The organism is Odoribacter sp. Z80 (assembly GCF_009935865.1).
Taxonomy (GTDB): domain Bacteria; phylum Bacteroidota; class Bacteroidia; order Bacteroidales; family Marinifilaceae; genus Odoribacter.
In genome coordinates this window covers 107,884-126,436 of record NZ_QWEL01000007.1, presented here as the reverse complement: position 1 = coordinate 126,436, position 18,553 = coordinate 107,884, and the positions used below count along the sequence as shown (strand labels likewise).

General features: G+C 47.5%; 11 protein-coding genes. 9 read left to right on the top strand and 2 right to left on the bottom strand.

The window, feature by feature from the left end:
• The 6 genes from D1136_RS07880 to D1136_RS07855 all read left to right on the top strand — a co-directional run.
• On the top strand, window positions 1-116 hold a 116-nt coding region (locus D1136_RS07880; protein ID WP_305081004.1), incomplete at its 5' end, for a JAB domain-containing protein.
• 507 nt (window positions 117-623) lie between these two features.
• Entirely contained in the window at window positions 624-911 is a 288-nt protein-coding gene (locus D1136_RS07875; RefSeq protein WP_161877088.1) for a hypothetical protein, read from the top strand.
• An 11-nt stretch (window positions 912-922) separates the two neighbouring features.
• Window positions 923-1,975, top strand: coding sequence for a leucine-rich repeat domain-containing protein (locus tag D1136_RS07870; protein WP_237567022.1), 1,053 nt, complete (start codon window positions 923-925; stop codon window positions 1,973-1,975).
• An 875-nt stretch (window positions 1,976-2,850) separates the two neighbouring features.
• On the top strand, window positions 2,851-5,298 hold the full coding sequence (locus tag D1136_RS07865; protein ID WP_255491939.1) for a TonB-dependent receptor: 2,448 nt from the start codon (window positions 2,851-2,853) through the stop codon (window positions 5,296-5,298).
• A 31-nt stretch (window positions 5,299-5,329) separates the two neighbouring features.
• Window positions 5,330-6,721: a DUF4374 domain-containing protein gene (locus D1136_RS07860; protein ID WP_161877087.1), complete on the top strand. Its 1,392-nt coding sequence runs from the start codon at window positions 5,330-5,332 to the stop codon at window positions 6,719-6,721.
• A 71-nt stretch (window positions 6,722-6,792) separates the two neighbouring features.
• The gene (locus D1136_RS07855; RefSeq protein WP_161877086.1) at window positions 6,793-7,959 is read left to right on the top strand and encodes a PepSY domain-containing protein; all 1,167 of its coding nucleotides are present in this window, start codon (window positions 6,793-6,795) and stop codon (window positions 7,957-7,959) included.
• A 382-nt stretch (window positions 7,960-8,341) separates the two neighbouring features.
• On the opposite strand, the gene D1136_RS07850 is transcribed toward D1136_RS07855, so the two are convergent.
• Complete coding sequence (locus tag D1136_RS07850; RefSeq protein WP_161877085.1) at window positions 8,342-9,271, bottom strand: NAD(P)-dependent oxidoreductase; 930 nt, start codon at window positions 9,269-9,271, stop codon at window positions 8,342-8,344.
• A gap of 30 nt (window positions 9,272-9,301) precedes the next feature.
• Window positions 9,302-10,324 carry a tRNA (adenosine(37)-N6)-threonylcarbamoyltransferase complex transferase subunit TsaD gene (gene tsaD / locus D1136_RS07845; protein ID WP_161877084.1) on the bottom strand — a complete coding sequence of 341 codons (1,023 nt, stop codon included), beginning with the start codon at window positions 10,322-10,324 and terminating at the stop codon, window positions 9,302-9,304.
• 73 nt (window positions 10,325-10,397) lie between these two features.
• Here tsaD and D1136_RS07840 point away from each other — a divergent pair, with 73 nt between their 5' ends.
• From D1136_RS07840 to D1136_RS07830, 3 genes are read left to right on the top strand one after another with little or no spacing between them, the layout of a single operon-like run.
• Window positions 10,398-14,972 (top strand): translocation/assembly module TamB domain-containing protein, encoded by a 4,575-nt coding sequence (locus D1136_RS07840; protein WP_370461323.1) that lies wholly within the window; start codon window positions 10,398-10,400, stop codon window positions 14,970-14,972.
• A gap of 10 nt (window positions 14,973-14,982) precedes the next feature.
• Window positions 14,983-15,555: a flavin reductase family protein gene (locus D1136_RS07835; protein WP_161877082.1), complete on the top strand. Its 573-nt coding sequence runs from the start codon at window positions 14,983-14,985 to the stop codon at window positions 15,553-15,555.
• A 32-nt stretch (window positions 15,556-15,587) separates the two neighbouring features.
• The gene (locus D1136_RS07830; protein ID WP_161877081.1) at window positions 15,588-18,503 is read left to right on the top strand and encodes a M16 family metallopeptidase; all 2,916 of its coding nucleotides are present in this window, start codon (window positions 15,588-15,590) and stop codon (window positions 18,501-18,503) included.
• Window positions 18,504-18,553 lie beyond the last annotated feature (50 nt).

Genomic DNA, 18,553 nt, shown 5'->3' with positions numbered 1-18,553 from the left:
ATAGGATTACAAAGAAAATAAAGGAAGCTGCTAAGTTGATGGATATTAGAATACAAGACCATCTGATTGTTACAGGGAATAACTATTATAGTTATGCGGATGAAGGAAGATTGTAGACAGATTGGATAATAGGAACCACACAGGGAGATTAAGATGGTTTACTAATTGATTACTGGCAAGACTTATCAAAGGTACTACCAACATAGTTTTAATACAATAGCGGTTTTTTGGAAAGATACCGCTAATTTTGCCATAGGCAACAGCTTAAAAAGAGGTCACACTACTAATGTTTTAGGATATTTTATATCTTTGCCTTGTAATCTGAAAGGATTGCAGACATATTAAACATTGGAAAGTGTTTAGCTTTATTCTCAGGTAACGAATCTGACAGTTCAAACTAAGTAGAGAATAAGCGGACTTCTTTCATGCTTTGTATATTACATTGAAAGGGTATTTTATACCTTGATGAAATGTGTATATATAGGCGTGGGCTGTTGCTTATTTATACTTAGGGGCTTTGTCAGAGCCTGTTACCTTAAATAAGTTAATAGTTCCCACGCTTTTCTTTTTGTGCTAATAACCTACCTTTCTGGGAATTTTCAAGGTGACAAATATTTATAATTATGAAGATTATTTCAGAAAAAGAATTTGAGGGATGCCATTTCTTCAAGAAGAAGGGTACAACTTGTAACATTGTTTGTTTATATGTTGCAAAAGAATGGGAAGATTGTTTTCTCATTGAAGTAGAAGACGGGAAAGAAATTTTAGCAGTTACAGGAACATTGGAAGGACGTAAAGAGATTGCAAAATTTATTGCTCCTAACTCCTTTTATGAAGAAGTAGAGAAAAAAGAAGTTGGAGGTACAGAACTCTCAACTATTTGTCAAACTATTAACAAATTACGAAAGTAAATGAAATGACTATGAAACAGATATTTATTTTATTCATGGTAGCAATGTGTGCTACTATGTTTACAGCATGTTCAAAAGATGATGACAAAAATCCATTGGATGATAATGGAGGTAATGGGGCGAAAGAAGGGATGATTACAATGATTGCAGAGAGCGATAGGATTAAGGTGCATATTGAAACTTTTAATGAAGGGGATATTATTACTATAGATTGGGGAGATGGAACTGTGGAAGAGTTTAAAAGTGTTGAAGAATATGATGACGATTGGGATGAAATCCATTATGTACTAAGTATAGATTACTATGTTGAGCATGAATACTCCAATCGAAATCCCCACATTGTTACGATTAAGGGAAATATTAGCGAATTTTGGCAAGGGGAAGGCACGTGGCATAATAACATTACATCATTGAATGTTAGTAAATGCCCTGCATTGACAATATTGGACTGTGCTGGAAATAACCTGACTTCATTGGATGTAAGCAAGAATACAGCATTGACAGAATTGTTCTGTAAAGACAATAACCTGACTTCATTAGATGTGAGTAAATGCCCTGCATTGACAGAGTTGGGCTGTTGGAGCAATAAACTAACTTCATTAGATGTGAGTGGATGTACCGCATTGACAGAGTTGGACTGTAGTTACAATAACCTGACTTCATTAGATATAAGTAAAAATACCGCATTGACAGAGTTGGACTGTAGTTACAATAACCTGACTTCATTAAATGTGAGTGGATGTACCGCATTGACAGAATTGGACTGTAGTTATAATAACCTGACTTTATTAGACGTAAGCAAGAATACTGCATTGACAGAGTTGGACTGTAGGCACAATAACCTAACTTTATTAAATGTGAGTGGATGTACCGCATTGACAGAATTGGAATGTCGGAACAATAACCTAACTTCTTCCGCATTAAACCAGATTTTCAGGGATTTACCACAAGGAAAAACAGGGGATGATGGCTATAGTCAATCAAGAATCTTTATATATGACAACCCCGGAAGGGAAACATGTGACAAGAGTATTGCAAAAAATAAGGGGTGGGATGTGTATTAATAACAACAAACAAATAATTTATTAACCTTTTCACCACTCCTGATTCTTTAGGGAGTTGGGGGTGGTGGAAATAATAGCCAGCAACACACCCGTTGTTGGCTCTTTTTTTGTGGTGAGAAAATACAGTAATTCCAGTTATATATACCTTTTGAAAAATTCTCCACCAACCGAAAGTATATGAGTACAGGAGTATATAAAGCCAGTATTTTATTACTCCATTACGATAAACAGGAAGTATAAACTTTAAATGTGACAGCTTATGAAAAACACAACACCAATTTAACGGCAGATATGCCATTTCAAAATTCAAAGTAAAACTATTGTTTAACCAACGCACTGGTAGTAGGACAAGAAATGCTAAAATATAATTTGTAAGTACTTGACTTACAGGCTGGGAAGTCGCGGGTTTGAGTCCCGTTTTCCGCTCTCTGAATGAGGTAGTTACGAAAGTGGCTACCTTTTTTCTTTTCCCTGTTTTTCGTGGTTTTTAACGGTCGAGTTAAACCGAGAGTTAAACCGGAATTTAGCCATGAACGCCTCTATTTCAGTGGTTTGCTATAAATACAAGACATTATCAAACGGTGAAAGTCCGTTAATGTGGAAAAAACGGTCTGTTAACTGATTTTCTACATTATCCTGCGTAATTTTCAGTTTGAAAAAGAACTTGATAAAAACTATATTTGGTTTCCCGCAAATTTTAGGAAATTTTTGTGACGGATTTCCATTTTGTACTCTGGTTTTATATTAAAGACATTGTTCGCTAACCAAAATTAGGTATCTCTGCCACAATGGGGCAATTCAAAATCACGAAAAAAGGCGATTGACTGAAATTCATGGGGCGGGTAATTTTGCACTCGAAATTAACCCGCTCTATCATGATATTAAAAAAGAAATATTGGTTACTTTTGATGACAATTCTGCCCGTTTGCGCCATACCGGTTATAGCCCAGCCCCATCGTCCGCATGCCGGACATCACGGCCTGCACGCCTCCGCATGGCTCTCGGGAAAAGTAATGGAGAAAGACAGTACGGCAGTCGCTTTCGCCACCGTCTGTCTGAAAGGCACGAACTTCGGCTGCTCCACGGACGATAGGGGGCGGTTCCGTTTCAAGGTACCGGCCGGAAAGTATACGCTGGTCGTATCGCTTATCGGCTATGAGCCCGTAGAGAAAAACATAGAGACCGTCCGGGACATGAAAAACCTCATGGTCGTCCTGCAACCGGCAGCGACCGAGCTCGAAGAGGTCGTTGTCATGGGCAGCGGCGTAAGCCGCGTCCGCCAGTCGCCGTTCAACGCGGTGGCAGTGGATACGAAGGCTTTGCAGAACACGACCAAGAGCTTGAGCGACGCCATCTCGAAACAGCCCGGCATGAAGCTCCGCGAATCGGGCGGCGTAGGCTCCGACATGCAGCTGATGCTTGACGGGTTCAGCGGCAAGCACGTCAAGGTCTTCATCGACGGCGTACCGCAGGAAGGGACCGGGCAGGCGTTCGACCTGAACAACATACCGGCAGACTTTGCCGAGCGCATCGAAGTCTATAAAGGGGTGGTGCCCGTCGGTTTCGGCACCGACGCCATCGGCGGCGTCATCAACATTGTGACGAACAAACGGCGGCGCAATTGGTTTGCCGACGCTTCCTACTCCTACGGTTCGTTCAACACCCACCGCTCGCACCTCTGTTTCGGGCAGACGACCCGAGGCGGCTTCCTGTACGAAATCGACGCTTTCCAGAACTACTCCGACAACGACTATTATATCGACAACTGGGTGCGCGAATTCGAGGTGCTGCCCGACGGTTCGGTTCACAAATTGCCCGTGGACAAGAGCGACGTGAAGCACGTCCGGCGTTTCAACGACGCCTTCCACAACGAGGTCGTGCTCGGCAAACTCGGTCTCGCAGGCAAAAAATGGGCGGACCGCTTCGTGCTGGGCTTCTCCTATTCCAATTTTTACAAGGAGATCCAGACCGGCGTCTACCAGGATATCGTCTTCGGCCAGAAGCACCGCAAGGGCCATTCGCTCTCTCCATCGCTGGAATATGCCAAGCGCAACCTTTTCACCGAGGGGATCGACCTGCTCGTAACGACCAATTACAACCGCAACGTCACGCACAACATCGACACCGCGGCCCGCTACTACAACTGGTACGGCCATTACTACGAAAAGGATAGCCGCGGCGAACAATCCTATCAGAACAGCGAATCGCGCAACACGAACTGGAATGCTACGCTGACGCTTAACTACCGCATCGGCGAAATCCATACGCTGACATTCAACCATGTCTTCAGCGATTTCCGCCGCACGAGCCGTTCGCACGTCGGCACCTCGTCGGTGCTCACGGATTTCTCGATTCCCAAACTCACGCGCAAGAACATCGGCGGGCTCTCCTACCGGGTGATTCCGTCGGAGCGGTGGAACGCCTCGGCATTTGTCAAATATTACCTGCAATACAACCGGGGGCCCGTTTCGCGCAGCGCCGATGGCGTGGGCGACTACGTGGAGCTGGGTAAAAGCGTCTCGGCATGGGGTTGCGGTGCGGCCGGAACGTATTACATCCTGAAAGCGTTGCAGGCCAAATGCTCCTACGAACGGGCGTTTCGGCTGCCGACCACCGAAGAGCTGTTCGGCGACGAAGACCTCGAAGCGGGGCGCGCCGACCTGCGGCCCGAACGAAGCGACAATTTCAATCTCAATCTCAGCTACGACGGCCGCTTCGGCAAACACGGTCTCTATGCGGACGTCAGCCTAATTTACCGCAACACGAAAGATTATATCAAGCGCGGACTGGGCAAGCACGGCTCGACGCAGTACGGCATCTACGAAAACCACGGCCACGTGCGCACCAAGGGCTACAACGTCTCATTGTGCTACTCGTTCGCCCGCTGGTTCGACCTCGGCGGCACTTGGAACAGCATCGACACCCGCGACTACGAACGGCGCTGGACAGGATCGTCGCAGCAGGAGAATATGCACTACAAGGTGCGGCTGCCGAACATTCCCTACCGGTTTGCCAATTTTGACGCTTCGTTCCACTGGCACGACCTTTTCGCCCGAGGGAATACGCTCACGGTCGGTTACGATGGATTCTGGCAGCACGCCTTTCCACTCAATTGGGAGAACATCGGTGACAAGGAATCGAAAGCCTACGTGCTCGAACAGTTTTCACACAACCTCTCGCTGGCCTACAGCATCAAAAACGGACGCTACAACATCGCTTTGGAGTGCCGCAACTTGACCGACGCACGGCTTTACGACAATTTCAGCCTCCAGAAAGCGGGCCGCGCGTTCTATGTCAAACTGCGTGTTCATTTCAGCAACTGATTTATAAACACTAAAATAAAAAAATCGAATCATGAAAAAGAACCTTTACACCCGGGCACTCCTCGCCCTGCTGTGCGCCGGCACCGCCGGCCTGCTACCCTCATGCAGCGACGATAACTACGCTCCCCAACCGACACCGGGCACCGACGCCGAAACCTCCTACGTCATCGCGGCGCAGGACGACGGCACGAGCTACCTGATCACCGCCCCGTCGCTCGACGAGGGTACGGCCACCGTGCGCGGCACGGGTACGGAGGTGCTCGGCGGCTCCTATTGGGTATTCAAAAACCAGAATTACGTCTTCTCGCTGGTCTATAACAAGGGCGGCGCCGGCACGGGCGCATCCTACTACCTGAATGCTGCGGGCAAACCCACCGAACGCTACCTCTACGAATTTAACCGCATCACCTCCTACGGCACGTGGGGCGACAAGGTGTTGACCGTCTCGACCGGCGACTCGAAGACGACCGATGTCGACGGCAACATCGCACAGGCCCTGCTGTTCAACTACCTCGACGAGAACACCGGCGGGCAGACCGAAGGGTCGATTGACGCGGAAAACTTCCTCGGCAACGGCGAGAAAGTGACCTTCGCCGGACTGGAAGAGGCGAACGGCAAGCTCTATACCTCGGTCGTGCCGATGGGCATGAGCCGCTACGGCATCGGGCAATGGCCGGACAAGGTGACTGACCCGGAACTGGTCGCCAAAGCCGACGGCGGCTCGGCCAGCAGCTCCTACACTGCCGGAACGATTCCCTCCACGCAGTATCCCGACCGTGCGTGGGTCGCCATTTACAGCGGTTCGTCGTTCGCCGAGAAACCCGTCATCGCCTCGACCGACAAAATCGGCTTCGCCTGCGGCCGTCACCGTTCGCAATACTACCAGACGATCTGGGCTGCCGACAACGGCGATCTCTACGTCTTCTCGCCGGGCTACGGCCGCACGTTCACCTCGTCGGCCGACCTGAAGAAAGTGATCGGAACCAAGCCCTCCGGGGTGGTGCGCATCCGCAAGGGCGCGACGGAGTTCGACCCCGACTACTACGTGAATTTCGAGCAGATCGGCACGCAGCATCCCGTCTTCCGCTGTTGGCACATCTCGGGCACACACTTTCTGCTGCAACTCTATTCCGACGGCGTGGAGGGGATGATGCAGGGCAAGGATGCCGTGACGAACGAACTGGCCGTCTTCGATGCCGAGGCAAAAACCGTCGTACCCGTGACTGGGCTGCCGGCGGATCTGGCAGGCTTCGGCGGCGAGCCCTACGGCGAGAACGGAGCCATGTACATCGCCGTGACGGTGACCGGCGGCGACAAACCGGCATTCTATAAGATCGATGCCGCCACGGGACGTGCGACCAAAGGGCTCGTCATCGACGCGGAATCCGTTGCCACGGCGGGCAAGCTGACCGTCCGGAAATAGGAACCACCCCGGCAGGAGAGCGGCCCGTCATCACGCGGGCCGTTCCCTTGTTCGGACAAAACACTCGAATCATGAAAAAGATATTCGCAAAAATACACCTGTGGCTCTCGCTGCCGCTTGGTATCGTCCTGACCGTCGTCTGTCTGTCAGGCGCTGTGCTCGTCTTCGAGGGCGAGATTACCCGGGCACTGCATCCGGAGCTTTATCAGGTCGCAGCACCCGCCGACGCACGTCCGCTTCAACCGTCGCAGCTCGCGGACCGTATCGGAGAGCAGATGCCCGATTCGCTGCACCTGGTTTCGCTGCAACTCTCCGCCCGCAGCGACGAACCCTGCATGGCCGCTTTCCGCGAGACGGGACGCAAACAATTGAGCGTAGACCCCTATACGGGCAATGTGAACGGCTGGGTTGAAAGCCCGGCATTCTTCGGCACGGTGCGGAAACTTCACCGCTGGCTGCTCGACCCGCCGCCGTCGAAAGGCGAAAAGTCGGTTGGGAAAGCCATCGTCGGGGTCTCGACGCTGGGACTGGTGCTGATTCTTGTCAGCGGTTTGATCCTGTGGATTCCTCGCAGCCGCAAGGCACTGCACAACCGGCTGAAAGTATCGTGCTCCAACGGTCGCCACCGTTTCTGGCACGACTGCCATGTCTCGCTGGGATTCTATGCGACCCTGCTGTTGCTGGTCATGGCGCTGACGGGGCTTACGTGGTCGTTCGGCTGGTACCGCACAGCGGCCTATGCGCTTTTCGGTGGAACGCAGCAAACCGTTGCCGCGCAGGAAGATCTCTCGCGGAAAGTCGATTCGGGCAACCGTCAGAGCCGCGCAAGAAGCGGCGAACGGACCGCAGGTCGTGAGCACGGCGAAACCGAAACGCGCCCGTTCGACCATGCCGTATGGGACGACGTGCTGGAGCAACTCACGGCGCATTATACCGCCTACAAAACCATCGTGTTGACACAAACCGAAGCTCAGGTCACACGGCGGTCCGCGATGCGACGCATCGACCGCGCGACGTTCGATCCCCGTAACGGCCGTCTCGCCGAAATCACCCGTTATGAAGACACGCCCCGCCAGCAACGCCTTCGCGGCTGGTTCTATACATTCCACACGGGTACGTGGGGCGGCATCTGGACGAAAATCCTCTATTTCCTTGCCGCGCTTATTGGTGCTACGCTCCCTTTGACGGGTTATTACCTATGGTGGAAACGGTATTCAAACAAAAAGAACAGGAAATAATTATTCGCTAATCATAAATCACCCTTGGCAGTTAACATAGATGCCGAGGGTGATATTTGCGCTGTTACCCGTTCGACCGAAAACTTGCAGCTATGTTCTTCGGAGTGGAATTCGCTACTGTGTTCGAGTAGTTTGTCTTTGATAAGTGTCGCGGTCTGTGCGTCATCGAAACCGGCCAGCCGGTTGCTGTGGTAATCTCGTTTTCTTTTCTCTGAATGAGACATTTATGTAAATGACTACCTCTTTTCTCTGTATTTAGATGGTTTTTGACGGTTGGGCCAAACCGGGAAGTCAACCAGCAGGTGTGTGATGAGCTTGCTCTACAGGGGGACAGTATTCTGTTCCCGGACTTGTGGTTATGGGGAAGTTGGATGGCTTCGGGTTAGTTCACAATATTGGTGGGGGTGCCTTTCAGAAAATTCTTGATATTGTCAAGGGCTTCCCGGGCCATGGCAATGCGGGCATCTATGGTGGCAGTTCCGATGTGGGGAGTGAGGACAACATTATCCAGCAGGTAAAGGGCTTCTGCAATATGGGGCTCATCTTCGAATACATCTAAAGCTGCCCCGGCTATCTGTTTGTTTTTCAATGCTTCTGCCAAGGCTTTTTCGTCAACTACTGAACCACGTGCGGTATTGACCAGAATGACTGTATTTTTCATCAGGGCCAATTCTTCCGGACCGATCAGATGGTGGGTGAGAGGAGTCAGAGGTGTGTGAAGACTGATAAAATCGGATTCTTTTAAGAGGGTATTTAAATCTGTGCGGTGGTAGGCAGGTACTTCTGTCCGGTCATTGTAATAGATGATTTTCATTCCGAAGGCTTCTGCTTTGCGGGCTACGTTTTTACCGATATTGCCCATACCAATGATACCTAATGTTTTCCCTTCCAGTCCGAATCCGAGGTTTTGCATGGTTCCCCACATGCTTTCCTTTTCCTTGCGGAGGCGTAGGTTGCACTCAGCTACCCGACGGGCTGCACTCAGCAACAGGGTCATAGTCAATTCGGCTGTCGGCGTGTTGACTGCCTGGGGGGTATTTGTGACGGATATGCCTTTTTCACGAGCATATTGAATGTCTATGTTATTGTAGCCTACTCCGTAGTTGCTGATCAGTTTTAGTTTTTTTCCGGCATTTATGATTTCTTTGTCAACCGGGGCATGAAAGATGGACAAAAGAATATCGTGGTCGGGTAATAACCGAAGTAATTCGGCCTTGCTGAAAGCTTCCCCTTCGGGAAAAGTGATTTCCCAGTCAGAGGGAAGTTCCTGGAAGGGGGCGCGGGGTATGTTATAGGTAACCAGCAGTTTCATATCTATTAGGGTTTAAGGGTGGGAGATTTTTTAACCTGCTAATGTAGTCCGGGCGTAGGGGGCTGCATCAAGACTGATGAATTGTCCAGCCAGGTATTTGTAATAGCCGGTGGTGGCAACCATTCCGGCATTATCTAACGAGAATCCCAGGCGTGGGATGAAGACCTCCCATCCGGCCAGTGCTGCTTCTTCGCGCACTGCCTTTTGCAGGGCTGAGTTAGCGGAGACACCGCCGCCGATAGCAATTTGTTTGATACCGGTTTGTTTGGCAGCTTTTTTCAGTTTGGACATGAGAATATCAATCACTGTTTTTTGCAATGAGGCACAAAGGTCGTTGAGGTTTTCTTGTATGAAGTCAGGATGTTGTTTCAGTTCGTCCCGTAAGAAATATAAAAAAGAGGTTTTCAAACCGCTAAAACTGTAATCCAGACCTGGAATCTGAGGTTTGTTGAAACTGAAACGTTCCGGATTGCCTGTCTGGGCCAGACGGTCAATGATGGGGCCGCCAGGATAGGGAAGCCCCATGACTTTGGCGCATTTGTCAAAAGCCTCACCTGCTGCATCGTCTATGGTTTGTCCGACCATTTCCATATCCAGGTAGTTGCGGACAACAATGAGTTGGGAATTTCCTCCGGACACCAGTAGGGTTAAAAACGGAAAAGAAGGGTGGTGACTTTCCACGCCGGGCTCTTTGATGAAGTTTGCCAGGATATGGGCTTGCAGGTGGTTGACTTCAATCATGGGCAAGCGGTTGGCTATGGCAAATCCTTTGGCAAATGAAGTTCCCACCAATAACGAACCCAGTAAACCTGGTCCCCGGGTGAAGGCGACGGCCTGGATGTCCTGTATGGTGATGCCGGCTTTTTTGATTGCTTCCGATACTACGGGTATGATGTTTTGCTGATGAGCCCTGGAGGCCAACTCCGGAACAACTCCTCCGTAGGCTTCGTGCACTTTTTGGCTGGCAATAATATTGCTCAGTATTACGCCGTCTTTTAAAATAGCTGCTGACGTATCATCGCAGGATGATTCAATACCTAAAATTACGGTCATGGCATGTCTTTTTTCCGCTTTCGAATCTTTCCTCTTCAATCGTTTTTAAATCTGATGCAATATTAATATTTTTGTGAGCAAACTGAAAATAAGAGCGGGTATAAAAAAAATTCTACGGATATTATTATTCATTGCTACTGGTGTGATTTTGCTACTGGGTATTTGTTATGCCTTGTTGCAATCTTCCTGTGTGCAAACCACTCTGGTAAAATATATTACTCAGCGGGTAGAAGAGAATACGGGGGTTCGGATTCAGATCGGGAGTGTAGATTTCCGTCCGGTGCGTTCTTTGGTTTTAAATGATGTTTTGCTGAGAGATTTTAAGAACGACACTTTAATTTATTGCCAGAATCTACGGGTGCATGCCGATTCTTTTAATCTGGTCAACCGGAGTTTTGTTGTGAGTGAAATCATTTTGGATAAAGCGTGTTTTTATTTATGGATTTCCCGGGGAGAGGAGGATTCGAAGACTAATATAGAGGTATTTCTGGATTCTTTACGGGGAAGAAATACCGGTATAGAGGGGAAAGAACAGAATTTACAACAGGAAAAGGGATGGTTGGTCGGGTTGAAAAAGGTCGGTATTCGCAATTCTCATTTCACTTACAAGGAAGAGGAGTATAAACCGGTGAATTATGGAGTGAATTGGACTGATGTGGATTGCCGGGAGTTGAATGCGGACCTTGCGGGATTTCATTTTGATGAAGGAGAGGTCGGATTGGTTGTTTCTGGTTTAAGTTTTGTTGAGAAATCCGGTTTGCGGATGCAGGATTTGAATGGGCGGGTGAGCATTGGGGGGGACAATTTAGTGATTACGGATTGCCGTATTGAATTGGAGCGAAGTAAGGTGGATTTGATGAAACTGGAATTTAAGTGGGTCCCGAAACAGCATGACTGGAGGCATTTTACTACCCGTATGCAGCAATATTATGAGTTGGGACCTTCTGCTGTCAGTTTTGTGGATCTGGCTTATTTCAACGAGATTCTCCGGGGGATAGACAATACTGTGAAGTGTAGCGGGATTGTATCAAATACCATACATCAGCTTGAGGGACATGACTTGTATTTTGAGTTAGGGGAGAGAACTATTTTTCAGGGGAGTTTTAAATCTCAGGGATTGCCGGATGTGTGGAATACTTTTTTTGATATAGAATTGTATAAGGCACATTTGGGACCGAAGGATTTGGCTGGGATATATTTACCTTGGTTCGGTATGAACATTCCTGTTCCTCATTTTTTGTGTCGTTTGCCCTATCTGGATTTTGAACAAATCAGTTTTCATGGCACTCTGGCTGATTTTATGGTGAAGGCCAAGAGTATCACCCCGGCTTTGGCCGGGAGCTTGAACTTCATGTATGGACCTTGTGCTGGCGGTGTGTCCGATTGTGTGGGTATGAAAGGAGATTTTAAGCTCAGACGGGTGAATTTCGGGAAATTGACCGGTTTTTCCTGGTTAGGTAATGGAGTCTTGACCGGGAATTATGCGGGAACATGGGCGGACCGTGGCCCCTCTTTCCGGATGAATGCCCAACTCCAGCGATTGAATGTCAATCAGGGAGTGGTGAAGGGGACGGATATTGCTATGACTTGGGAGGATAGTAAGGTCGATTTGCTGGCGGCGGTGGAAAACGAGTTGGTAAACGGGGGTGTTGTGGTGAGGTATGAGGATAATGATTCGCTGGATTTTATCAGTTGCCGGGGACAACTGGCATTGAATGATTTGGCTGCTTTCGGGATTGGAATGAAGAAGGAGGAGCAAGAGAAAGCGGGGGTAACTTTTGATTTTGTACAGGCGCAACAGCAGGCGAAGCGGTTTATTAATCTGACTTTATCGGATTTGTATTATGAAAATTCTTCAGGTGGGTTTCAGTTGGAGAATCTCAGCTTGGAAGACAGCCGTTACGGAGACTACAATACTACAACTTTGAAATCAGACATCGTGGATTTGGCTATGGAAGGAAAGTTCCGGATGATACGTCCCATTCCTTTTGTTGTTCAGTTGTTACAAACTTATTTGCCTGCCTATACGAAATATTATACAAAGCAACGTTTGTGGAAGAACAGATTAGAGCAGTTTGAGTTTAAATATACGGTGGATGTGAAGAACCTGAATCCGGTCCTTCGGGTGCTCTGTCCGGAGTTCAGTATTTCCCCCGGTACCCGGCTGGAGTCTTGTTTCCGGCATGGGGATGAGGAATTGAATCTGAATCTGTGGTCAGATTCCATTCGTTATCAGAATATCCATTTAATCAATTCTGTTATGAACCTGAAAGGAAACAGGGAACGCTTGAAGGCAACCTACCATGCTGAACAGGTGAGGTACGGAAATGATTATCAGTTGTATAACGTATGTGATGAATTGAGGCTTGCCGATAACCGGGTGGATAACAGATTGAGCTGGTCAAACTGGACTGATAAGACATACTGTGGGGAACTGTCGGCTTCTGTCTTGTTCACTCCGGAAGGGAAAAATGGATATCGTGCTGATATACAGATTGAACCTGGTGTTATTGTGATGGACGATAGTGTGTGGCGGGTGAACAAGTCTTCAGTGATGATAAAAGGAAAAGAAGTGGAAATTCAGGATTTCTCTGTTCGCAGGGGAAAAGAGTTTTTGTTTGTCGGAGGAAAAATATCCGAGCGGCCGGAAGATAAGTTGTTTATTAACCTTGAATCTTTTAATCTGAGAAATTTGTCCCGGATAGCTTTAAATTCCCGTTCCGATGTGTTCGGTACGGCAACAGGTTCGTTGGTGGTGCAGGATTATTATAAAGATTGTTTGCTTATTTCTGATTTTACTGTAGATAATTGGGGAATAAAACGAGATACGCTGGGTTCTTTACATTGGCGTTCCTATTGGGATATGGAAAGCAAGAGCGTGATTGTCGGTGCAGAGAACAGGGTGGGAACAGAGGTGCCGTTGGTCATATCGGGATATTATACGCCGGCCAGTGATACGTTAAGTGTGAATCTAAGACTGGACCGGATTGGTTTGGAACGTGTGGGGAGATATGTTTCTGATTATTTTTCGGATACCCGGGGATATTTGTCTGGAAATGTAGATATTGCCGGTCCTTTGAGGAAGCCTGATTTTTCCGGTTTTGTTTACCTGGATTCCGTCGGGCTGAAAGTGAATGCCCTGAATACTGATTTTTATGTGCATGACAGTATTTTCATGGTGCGGAATAAATTGTTCCTTAAGGATTTCAGTCTTTGGGACAGGAGAGGGAAGAGGGCTGTTTTGGAGGGAGAGTACCGGATTTGGGAAAAACGCTATTCCTTGAATGCCCGGTTCAATGAATTTCAGGTGTTGAATACCCGTATGGTGGATAATGAGTTGTTTTATGGGCAGATGTATTTGAGTGGCTTGGCTGAAATGAATAATGCCGGCGGTCAGATGAATGTGACGGTGAATGCCCGTACCGAAAATGAATCCAAGCTTTATTTGCCCCTTGCTGCGGGTATGACGGAGCAAGCAAATAATTTCCTGCATTTTACGACAACAGACCGTGCGGAGGAGCATAAGTTTCAAGTGAGAAACGCCCTTGCCGATATCAATCTGAATGCTAATCTGGAGGTAAATGACCATTTGAATGTCCAGGTGATTTTTGATCCGACGGTCGGGGATATTTTGCGGACAACCGGTGACGGAGATATTAAAATAGCCTTTGATAAGGAAGGTAGCCTGAGCCTGTTCGGGGAATACAGGATTTCGCGGGGAGATTACCTGTTTACTTTGAGTAATCTGGTCAATAAGAAGTTTGTGCTGACTCCGGGAGGGACTATTGTCTGGAGTGGTTCTCCTTACGATGCTATGCTGGACATTAATGCCGTTTATAATTTAAGGACAACCATAACGGAATTGTTGCCTCAGGAGAGAAGTGGGGCGGATGAGACCGGAGAAGAGAGGATTGCTACCGAGACGGGACGTAAAGTGCCTGTGGAGTGTATTCTGAATTTGAGTGATAATCTGAAAAATCCGGTGGTTAAATTTGACATCGATTTTCCGACTCTGGAGACGCAGAGCAAGAGTTATATTCAAAGTTTGTTTTTGAGTCAGGATGAGTTGAATAAGCAGGTATTTTCTTTGTTGGTGTTAAACCGTTTCTATCGGACGGATAATACGGGTGATTATGAGAATCAGGCGCAGGTGGCTGGTGTGACAACCTTGACTGAAATGATGTCCAATCAGTTGTCACGTTGGTTTTCGCAGTTCAGCAATAACGTGGATATCGGAGTCGCTTACCGCAGGGGGGACCGGGAAAAAGAAATGACCTCTGACGAGCTGGAGCTGGCTGTTTCCACTCAGTTGCTGGATGACCGGATTACGATTTCTGCCAATGGAAATATGGATGTCGGAGGCAATAAAGGAACGGCAGAAGAAAATAAGAAAACAAATATAGCGGGAGATTTTGATGTTGAGGTGAAACTGAATAAACAGGGGACCTTGAAGATGAAAGCATACTCTCATACGGACGAAAAGATTCTTTATAACAGTACGGAGACTATTCAGGGAGTGGGTGTTTCCTATCAGGAGTCTTTTGATACTTTCCGCGAGTTGTTGCACAAGTATTTCGGTTTTTTGACGAAAAAGAAAAGTAAGTCCGGCAAAAAAAAGGTAACGGAGGATATAACAAAGAACAATTAAAATTCTTAATATGAAACATAACTGGAAACCCGGAACGATGATTTATCCCTTGCCGGCGGTACTGGTAAGTTGCGGGGAAACCCCGGAAGAATACAATTTGTTTACAGTGTCGTGGACGGGTACGTTGTGTACTAATCCGCCCATGTGTTACATTTCTGTGCGTCCCGAACGCCATTCTTATCCTATCCTCCAGCGGGTAGGTGAATTTGTCATTAACCTGACGACGGAACAGCTGGCTTTTGCTACGGATTGGTGTGGGGTGCGCTCCGGTAAGGATTATAACAAGTTTGAGGAGATGCAGTTGACACCGGGAAAGGCCTTGAGTGTGCGGGCACCGATTGTGGAGGAAGCTCCGGTGTGCATCGAATGCCGTGTTCGGCAGGTTATTCCTTTGGGATCCCATGATATGTTTGTGGCTGAGGTGGTGAATGTACAGGCTGACGATGAATATCTGAATCCGGAAACGGGGAAATTTGAACTGGAACAAGCCCGTCCTTTGGTGTATGTGCATGGAGAATATTTTGGAGTGGGGAATAAGCTCGGGAAATTCGGGTGGTCGGTGGAAAAGAAAAAGAAGAAATAAGAAAAGCTGAAGTTTAATTTAAACAGATTATAATGAATAATAGAATGATTCAAATTTGGTGGCTGCCAGTACTGTTGCTTCTGATGGCTGCTTGTGGTGGTAAAAGCTGTTTACAGTATGAATCGGTGCCCGGTGATCCTCTAAACGCAAGGATTTATACTCTGGATAATGGTTTAAAGGTTTATATGTCCGTGAACAAGGAACAGCCCCGAATTCAGACTTATATAGCCGTAAAGGCCGGAGGAAAGAACGACCCGGCGGAGACCACCGGTCTGGCTCATTATTTTGAGCATCTGATGTTTAAGGGAACGGAGAGGTTCGGTACTCAGAATTATGAGATGGAGAAACCCATGCTGGACCAGATTGAAAGTTTGTTTGAGGTGTACCGCAAGACTTCTGATGCGACGGAGCGGGCGGCTATCTACCGGCAAATCGACAGTATTTCGTATGAAGCTTCCAAACTGGCTATTCCCAATGAATATGATAAATTGATGGCTGCTATTGGTGCTGTGGGAACTAATGCTTATACGGCTAATGATATGACTGTATTTGTAGAAGATATTCCTTCAAATGAGATTGAGAATTGGGCCAGAATTCAGGCCGACCGTTTCCAGCATCCGGTCATTCGGGGATTCCATACGGAACTGGAAACCGTATACGAAGAGAAAAATATGTCTTTAACCCAGGATGGCCGCAAAGTATATGAACAGATGATGGCTGCCCTTTTTCCCCACCATCCTTATGGAACCCAAACGGTGTTGGGGACCCAGGAAAGTTTGAAGAATCCTTCTATTACCCATATTAAGAATTTTTATAAACAATGGTATGTACCGAATAATATGGCTATTTGTGTGGCCGGGGATTTTGATCCGGACGAAATGATAGAGGTCATCCAACGGCATTTCGGGGATATGCAGCCTAATGCCGGGTTGCCGGAATTGGCTTTTGCCCCGGAGCAGCCGATAGAAACTCCGGTAGTGAAAGAAATCAACGGGCCGGAGGCTGCTTTTGTGGCTTTGGGATGGCGTTTCCCCGGAGCGGCCACCCGGGAGGCGGAATTGCTGAATTTGGTAGCCCAGATTCTGTTTAATCGCCAGGCTGGTTTGATTGACTTGAATATTAATCAGCAGCAACGGGTGTTGGGTGCCTATGCTTTCCCTTTGCAATTGGCTGATTACAGTATGTTTATGATGCAGGGCTATCCTAAGGCAGGACAATCCTTGGAAGAGGTGCGGGATGTATTGCTGGCGGAGGTGGAGAAATTGAAGGAAGGAGATTTTGACGATAATCTGTTGTCTGCAACCATCAATCAGATGAAAAAGTCTTTGCAAAAAAGTCTGGAAAGCAATGAAGACCGGGCGGATTGGTTTGTGCAGGCTTTTATTAACGGTGCCGACTGGAAAGAAGAAGTGGGTGCCTTTGAACGGATGGGAAAAGTGACCAAGCAGCAGTTGGTGGATTTTGCCAATGCTTATTTCCGGGATAACTATGCTGTGATTTATAAGCACAGCGGGAAAGATGCAAGCTTGAAAAAAATGACTAAGCCGGCTATCACGCCGATTTACATGAACCGGGACACGGTGAGCGAATTTCTGAAAGAGATTCAATGCGCTCAGGTGAAGCCCATTGAGCCTGTGTTTGTTGATTATAGTAAGGATTTGGAACATGGGACAACGGAGTCAGGGCTTCCGGTGCTTTATAAACAAAATACGACCAATGATTTGTTTACGTTGATGTACGTTTTTGAAAGGGGAAGTAATGAAGACCGTTATTTATCTACGGCGGCACAGTATCTGGATTATTTAGGTACTTCCGGGAAGACTCCGGAGCAGCTTAAGCAGGAGTTTTACCGTTTGGCTTGTGAGTATGCCATTCAGCCGGGAAGTGACAGGACTGTTATCTCTGTCAGTGGACTGTCAGAGAATATGGATGCTGCAGTGGAGTTGTTTGAGTCGTTGCTGGCTGATGCTCAGCCGGTGCCTCAAGTGCTGGAGATGATGAAAGCGGATATTTTGAAAGGACGTGCTGATGAAAAATTAGACCAACAGAGTAATTTTAAGAGACTGACGGCTTACGGTTTGTACGGTCCGGATTCGCCGGCTACCCATATCTTATCAGCTACTGAATTACGGGAATTGAAGCCGGATGAGTTGTTGTCGCATTTGAGGGAGTTAGGTCGTTATGAACATGCGGTGTTGTATTATGGGCCGGAGAAGAAGGAGAAGGTGATCGCTACGGTAAATCAATATCACCGGGTGCCGGAGCAATTAGCCAAAGTGGAAAAGAAAGAGATTTTTAAGGTCCGGGAAACGCCTTCGAATCGGGTGTTGATTGCGCCTTACGATGCGGCTCAGGTGTATATGTCGGCTTTGTCTAACCGGGGAGAGAAGTTTGATTTGTCTGTTTATCCGGTTGCCACACTTTATAATGAATATTTTGGTGGTGGTATGAATTCGATTGTTTTCCAGGAAATGCGGGAAGCCAGAAGTCTGGCTTATACTGCCGGTGCGCGTTTAAAACAGCCTTCCCGTTTAGATATGCCTTATGTTTATTCGACTTTTATTGCAACCCAGAATGATAAGATGGGAGATGCTCTGGCGGCTTTTGAAGAGATTATCAATTATATGCCTGAATCCCAGTCTGCCCTGGATTTGGCTAAGGAGGCCCTGTTGTCGCGTTTGCGGACGGAGCGCATCAGTGGAAGTGATGTATTGGGAAGTTATCTGAATGCCAAAGATTTGGGATTGGATATGGATTGCAGGAAAGTGTTGTTCGATGAAGTCCGTAAACTGACTCTGGAGGATGTGAAGAAATTTCAGGAAAAATGGGTGAAGGGACGTGCTTATACCTATTGTGTATTGGGGAATGAAAAAGACCTGGATATGTCGAAATTGTCGGCTTACGGGCCTGTGACCCGAGTGACTACGGAAGAGATATTCGGATATTAAGGAAGTCTGGTTTGCCGGAATAAAAGAGAGGCTGAATAACTTTTGACGGT